Annotated in this window: 3 protein-coding genes and 2 pseudogenes; 2 read left to right on the forward strand and 3 right to left on the reverse strand. The window is 68.4% G+C overall.

The window, feature by feature from the left end:
• A pseudogene (locus FL311_RS45705) lies at positions 1-193 on the reverse strand (hypothetical protein); the annotation flags it as partial.
• 425 nt (positions 194-618) lie between these two features.
• Here FL311_RS45705 and FL311_RS39600 point away from each other — a divergent pair.
• Complete coding sequence (locus FL311_RS39600) at positions 619-2,433, forward strand: hypothetical protein (RefSeq protein WP_141332829.1); 1,815 nt, start codon at positions 619-621, stop codon at positions 2,431-2,433.
• Between the two features lie 45 nt (positions 2,434-2,478).
• Here FL311_RS39600 and FL311_RS39605 read toward each other — a convergent pair whose 3' ends face one another.
• Positions 2,479-2,985 carry a hypothetical protein gene (locus tag FL311_RS39605; RefSeq protein ID WP_141332830.1) on the reverse strand — a complete coding sequence of 169 codons (507 nt, stop codon included), beginning with the start codon at positions 2,983-2,985 and terminating at the stop codon, positions 2,479-2,481.
• Positions 2,986-3,250: 265 nt separating this feature from the next.
• On the opposite strand from FL311_RS39605, the gene FL311_RS39610 reads away from it, so the two are divergent.
• On the forward strand, positions 3,251-3,835 hold the full coding sequence (locus tag FL311_RS39610) for a DUF2911 domain-containing protein (RefSeq protein ID WP_228557391.1): 585 nt from the start codon (positions 3,251-3,253) through the stop codon (positions 3,833-3,835).
• 53 nt (positions 3,836-3,888) lie between these two features.
• Here FL311_RS39610 and mutS read toward each other — a convergent pair.
• Positions 3,889-6,516: pseudogene (gene mutS, locus FL311_RS39615) on the reverse strand (DNA mismatch repair protein MutS).
• Positions 6,517-6,675: the final 159 nt, after the last annotated feature.

A 6,675-nucleotide genomic window follows, 5' to 3' on the forward strand; every position in this document is an offset into this window, starting at 1 on the left:
GTGCAGGGGGGACGGGAGGCGGGGTGGGCGGCGCCTGACGCTCGACGATGTCGAACTCCACGGCCCGCGAGTCGGCGACCTTCCAGACCGGGCCTGGACTCCGGGACCTGCCCCACACGAGGAGCAGCGCATGCAGGACCCCGCTCACGAGCAGCGCCGCGACGAGCCCCGCTCTTCCGGAGGCCCGCTTCACGCGTCGCACCGCGGGGACCGTGGTGTGTGGTGTTGGGATTCCCGGAACGGCACGCGCCAAATATATACCGGGAAGGTGGGACGACGGCCGTCCAGTGCGGCGACCCACCCTTGTGCCTCCGGAAGCCGCTGCCCGCGAACCTATCCCGGTGGGAGGAAGACCTTGAGCACCTTCCGCGCTGAAATCGTCCACCTCTTGCAGCCGGCCGTGCAGGGACCGGCGGATGGAGCACCTCGCGCGAGAGGAGCATGTCGGCACGAGCGTCACGGCGTGACGCGCATTGCGTCCCCATGGAACGCAGCGCGCGGCGAGTGACGCCCCGGGAGCCCGCCAACGCGGGGCTGGTATGGCCCTTGCTCGGAGGGGCGGCGATGGACACACGGGCACTCGCTCCGTGCCTCATTCGCCTGGCGTGAGCCGCCCCCATGCAAATCACCTTCAATGGCATCACCTACGAGACCGACGACACCTCGCAGAAGAACGCGCTCGCGCTGGCGATCGACACCTGCACGGAAGTCTGGATGCTCGACCAGGCGATCAGCGCGCTGCGCTTCAAGTCCTTCGGCAACGACGTCGCATCGACGGTCATCGAGTACATGGAGAAGCGGCGCGAGCGGTTGGAGGCGCCGCGGATCACGTTCACCCAGGGCTTCGTCTTCCGGGATGACCGCAAGAAGTGCACGGTCTGCACGACGCCGTTGGAGCTGGACAAGTACGGGACGGGGAGCGACTGGTTCAGCAGCTCGGATTTCAACCAGTTCATCTGCGGCTCCTGCGCGATGAAGAAGCCTTCCGACATCAAGGCCTGCTCGACGACGGACTGCGGTCGGCTGTTCTGGTCCTGCACCTCCCAGACGACCTGCGCGGACTGCTACGCGCGGAAGCACTACGAGGGGCTGGCGAGCAACCAGGCCATCACCGTGAGTCAGGTCAATCTGGACGTGCCCCAGTACCACGGAGGCGTCCACGCGGAGATCCTCTTCCGCAACTACATCAAGGCAGAGACGAACCTCGACTCCATCTGCGTGAGTCGGAACAACGGCATCGACCTGGTGTTCATCACGAACGGCAACGACGAGTACGACCTGCTGAGGAACTGCATGGTCGGGCCCTCGACCGTGCCGGTCAGCACCTCGCGCTTCCCGAGCCGGACTCGCACGCAGAAGGTGACGCAGCGTGGCCGGGTCATCCACTGCATCGAGGTGAAGGTCAACGACGCGCAGTGCTCCAAGGCGCAGAAGAACGCCGAGAAGTTCGTCAATGACCGCATCAAGCGGGCGCTGAATGGCGAGTACGGCGACGACGCGCTCGAGGGCGCGGGCACGGTCGAGGCGGCGATGAACCAGGGCGCCGAGTTCGAGCTGCACCTCATCCGCGTATCGATGCCCCGGTTCGGGACCACCGAGTACCTCCAGGGCGCGCCCATCACGGCGGTCCGCTACGCCTGGGGCGAGACGGGTGGCACCGGCGGCGTGCCGATGACGCTGTTGGCCCAGTGCGACAGCATCACCTACATGGACAGCGCCTGGATTGGCGACACGGGTGAGCGCATCGCGATGCAGTTCCTGCAGCACCTCGGGTTCGACATCCGGGGGCCGGTGCAGAACAACACCGGCAACGGCGTGGACCTCACGGCGAAGCTCAAGCACACGCCCACGAGCCCCCGCTGGGCCTTCTTCGAGGTGAAGGCCAGCACCGCGAAGTTCCAGACGTCGCTGGAGCACGCGGAGGAGGAGCAGTGGATGTTCGTGATGGACCGCTGCTCCAAGGCCGTGATGCACATCCAGAACTACAAGAGCCTCGGGGCCTATCAGGGCTCCTCGGTCCACCCCACCGTCGCGACGGTCAGCGACCTGTTCTGGGACTTCCAGTCACCGGAGCACTGGGAGACGAGAGCCCTGTACTTCCGCGTGGCGGTGCGTCTGCCCGACCCGGGCCAGAGCGACGCACCCCAGGTGAAGCTCCTGGCGTGGCCCAGCCCGCGAAGCCAAGGGCGGAAGCCGCTGAAGAAGGACCCCATCCCCCAACCGCTGTTCATCGGCTACGGAGGGTCGTCATTCCCCACGCCGACCACCAGCGTGGGCAAGGTCTCGATGCAGACGTTCGCGCCCCACCCCTTCGGCGGGCGCTACGACAACGTGCACTCCTGCTTCGTGATGGGGTGCGACTGCTCGCAGTTCGTCGCCTCGAGCCCTTTCTCCAAGACGTGCCAGACGTGCCTGCACGACCATGGGAGCTGAGCGCGAGCAGTCCCGCGTCGCGCCCTCCCCCCGTGAGCCTCAACCTCAACGGTGGCAGCCGGGCGCGTGAGGGCCCGAAGTCGGCGAGACATAGATCCGGAAGGAGATCGGCGAAGACCGAGGGCCCGTCACCGAGCCGACCGCGAAGGTCTCATCCGCATACACGCCACAGAGGCTGAAGTCGAACGGCAAGTATCCGGACTGTTCGAAGACGCCCTGCGGGTTGGTGTATCCCACCAGGTCTCCGTTGTTGCCGTACGCCCCTGGATTCGCCCCCTGCTGGTGCGTCCGCCACGCATGGACCGCGGCGAACGGCTGGGCTGGGGAGGTGGCGACGACCAACTCCACATAACGGCCACCCTCGTTGGCCAGGTTGTACGCGTCGCTGTTCCTGTAGGCATGGGGCGCCTGCAAGAGCTGGCTGTCTTGACGACCGTGCTCCGCTTCAGTCTGGACGCGGTCGCTCTCAAGGTCACTCCCGCCGCAGGCCGCCATCCCCGCGCACAGCCCCCACAGCACCGCCAAGCAGCGTCCGATCTTCTGAGTAGCCACTGTCAATCTCCTGTTGCGAGCACACAGCGCCCAACGACCAAAGCTTCAACTCAAGTATATCCTGCTTTCGTGGCTATCGGCAGTGGCGTTCAAAGCCCTCCTGGAAGGATGAACTCCGCCAAGCGGGCCTTGCGTCGGAGCCGTTGGGACGGCGGTCCAGTGCGCCTGAGCGGCGCTGGAAGCGCTGTGCTGGGGAGGAGACATGAGCCCCTGTCTTCGGCGAACCAGGCTGTGCTTCCACGCGTCCTGTATGATGGGCGCCCCTATGACAAACCATCGCTACTCGTGGCACCTGCGCCTCCCCGCCCTCGCCGCGCTGTTCCTCCTCGCGGCCACGCCCGCCGTGGCCCAGAAGTCGATTCCCCCCGAGAAGGCACCTGCCAGCCCCCTCGCGATGACGGCGAAGAAGCTGGACGACACCACCTACGTGAAGGTGACGTACCACTCGCCCCGCATCCAGGACCCCAAGACGGGCGAGAAGCGGCAGATCTTCGGCAAGCTCGTCCCTTACGGGGAGGTGTGGCGCCTGGGCGCGAACCAGGCCACGGAGCTGACCACCACGGGTGACCTCGAGCTCGCCGGCAAGAAGCTCCCCGCCGGAACCTACTCGCTCTTCACCATCCCCCAGGCCGACAAGTGGACCCTCATCGTCAGCAAGGACGTGGGCCAGTGGGGCGCGTACAAGTACGACGAGTCGAAGGATGTGCTGCGCGTGGACGTCCCCACGAAGAAGTCCGCCGACACCTACGAGGCCCTCTCCATCACGGTTGATGTGAAGGCCCCCGCGCTCAACTTCGCCTGGGAGAATACCCAGGTCTCCGTCCCCCTGCGCGTCGCCAAGAAGAAGTAGCCCCTTGAGCCGCGGGTGCCGGGACAGGTCCGCGAACCTCTCCCGGCCCGCGACTACTCCAGCTCGCGCTGGAGCTTCGCCAGCAGGTTGAGCGCGTCCAGCGGCGTCAGGTGGTTGATGGCCGCCGACTTGAGCGCCTCCAGCGCCTTCTGGTGCGACGCGGGCAGCGCGGGAGCCGGGGCCACGGGCTCACCGAACAACCCCAGCTGTCCCGCCGCCACAGCCGCCTTCTTCGGGTTCTGCCGCACCGCCACCCGGGGCCGCCCCGCGTCGTCCAGCTCCCCGGACTCCAGGTTCTGGAGCAGCTCGCGCGCCCGGCCCACCACCTCCGACGGCAGGCCCGCCAGCTTCGCCACCTCGATGCCGTACGAGCGGCTCGCCCCGCCCGGAATCAGCTTGCGCAGGAAGATGACCTTGCCGCCCTGCTCCTTCACGGCGATGCACAGGTTCTTCACCTTGGACCGCTCACGCGCCAGGTCCACCAGCTCGTGGTAGTGCGTGGCGAACAGCGTGCGCGCGCTCACGTGGTCATGCAGGTGCTCCGCCACCGCCCACGCGATGGACAGACCGTCGAACGTCGACGTGCCACGGCCAATCTCATCCAGGATGATGAGGCTCTTCCTCGTGGCGTGATGGAGGATGTGACTGGTCTCCGTCATCTCCACCATGAACGTGGACTGGCCGCGCGCCAGGTTGTCCGCCGCGCCCACGCGCGTGAAGATGCGATCACACAGGCCGATGCGCGCCGCCTTCGCCGGAACGAACGAGCCCGCCTGCGCCATCAGCGCCGTCAGCGCCACCTGCCGCATCACCGTGCTCTTGCCCGCCATGTTCGGGCCGGTGATGACCAGCAGCTGCGCGTCCTCCGGGTCCATCCGCACGTCGTTGGGAACGAAGGACTCCCCCGCCCCCAGCATCCGCTCCACCACCGGGTGTCGTCCCGCGGTGATGCTCAGCACCTCCGACGCGTCCACCTCCGGCCGCGTGTAGCCGTACTCCGACGCGCACCGCGCGAAGGACAGCAGCGCGTCCGCCGTGGCCACCGCCTCCGCCGCGGAGCGGATGCGCGGCGCCGCCTGCGCCACCTTCGCCCGCAGCTCCTCGAAGAGCTGCAGCTCCAGCGCGCACCGGCGCTCCTCCGCCGTCAGCACCTGCTCCTCGTGCTCCTTCAGCTCCGGCGTGACGAACCGCTCCGCCCCCACCGTGGTCTGCTTGCGGATGTAGTCCGCCGGCACCAGGTGCAGGTTCGACTTCGTCACCTCCAGGTAGTACCCGAAGACCTTGTTGTAGCGGATCTACAGCGAGCCGATGCCGGTGCGCTCCTTCTCCCGCGCCTCGATCTTCAGCAGCACGTCCTTGCCGGACGTCGACAGCTCCACCAGCCGGTCCAGCTCCGCGTGGTACCCCTGCCGGATGAAGCCGCCTTCCTTCAGCGCCACGGGAGGCTCGTCCACCACCGAGCGCGCCAGCAGGTCCGCCAGCTCCGGCAGCGCCGTCAGCGGCCCCGCGAGCGACTGGAGCAACGGCGCCTGACACCGCGCCAGCGCCGCTCCCAACCGGGGCAGCTGCGCCAGCGAGACCCCGAGCGCCCGCAGGTCCCGCGCGTTGCCCGCGCCCAAGGACAGCCGGCCCGTCAGCCGCTCCAGGTCCGCCACCTCCTTGAGGATGCCCGTCAGCTCCTCACGCCACACGCTCTTCGCCGACAGCTCCTCCACCGCGTCCAGCCGCGCGTGGATCTCCGGGAGCGACCCCAGCGGCGAGGCCAGCCAGCGCGCCAGCTTCCGCGCCCCCAGGCTCGTCACCGTCCGGTCCAGCACCCCCAGGAGCGAACCCTTGCGCCCGCCGTCCCGCTGCGAGCGCAGGACCTCCAGGTTCGCGCGAGAGGACTCGTCCATCAGCAGGCTGCCCGAGCGCTCCTGCCGGCTCAGCCGGTCCACGTGCGCCGCGGGCGTCTTCTGCGTGTCCTTCAGATACCGCAGCGCCGCGCCCGCCGCCCCCGTGGCCAGCGGCGCGTCATCCAACCCGAACGCCGACAGCGACTGCACCGCGAAGTGCGAGCGCAGATAGCCCGCCGCCCGCGCCGGCTCGAACGCCGCGACCTCCCCCTCCGCCACCGCCGGCACGCGAGGCAGCCGCGAGCACAGCTGCGCCACCTCCGCCGAGCTGCGCTGCCCCGCGGGCACCAGCAGCTCCCGGGGCTCCACGCGAGACAGCGACTCCGCCAGCTCCGCCGCCGAGCCCGCCTCCATCGCGAGGAACTCGCCGGTGGACGCCTCCAGCAGCGCCCCACCAAAGCCCTTCTCGTTCCAGTACACGGCGGCCAGGAAGTTGCTGTCGCGAGGCTCGAGCACCTCCTCGTCCAGCACCATGCCGGGGGTGATGACCCGCGTCACCTCGCGCCGGACGATGCCCGGCCCGCTGCCGGCCTCCTCCACCTGCTCGCAGATGGCGACCTTCAGGCCCTCGCCGATGAGGCGCGCGATGTACCGGCGCGACGAGTGGTACGGGATGCCGCACATGGGCACCTTGTCGGCGCCCTTGGCCCTGGCGGTGAGCGTGATCTGGAGGATCTCCGAGGCCTTCACCGCGTCCTCGAAGAACATCTCGTAGAAGTCCCCGAGCCGGAAGAAGAGCACCGTGTCCGGGTGCAGCGCCTTCACCTCGAGGTACTGGCGCATCATCGGCGTCAGGGACGCGATCTCCCTCGCGCCCGAGCCTTCGCTCGCCTTGTCCCCGTCCGGCGCGACGTCCTGCGTCGGGTCCACGGGAAGCTCCACCGCTGCTGCCTTGGCTGCCTTCATCTGCTGCGTCACGGCCATCCCCGCCCTTCTCTCATGCCC

The organism is Myxococcus sp. AB025B (assembly GCF_006518215.1).
GTDB classification, from domain to species: Bacteria; Myxococcota; Myxococcia; order Myxococcales; family Myxococcaceae; genus Myxococcus; species Myxococcus fulvus.

Bases quoted from the DNA above. Each gene is read 5' to 3' on its own strand.
- FL311_RS39600 (WP_141332829.1), top strand. From the start codon at position 619: ATGCAAATCACCTTCAATGGCATCACCTACGAGACCGACGACACCTCG.
- FL311_RS39610 (WP_228557391.1), top strand. From the start codon at position 3,251: ATGACAAACCATCGCTACTCGTGGCACCTGCGCCTCCCCGCCCTCGCC.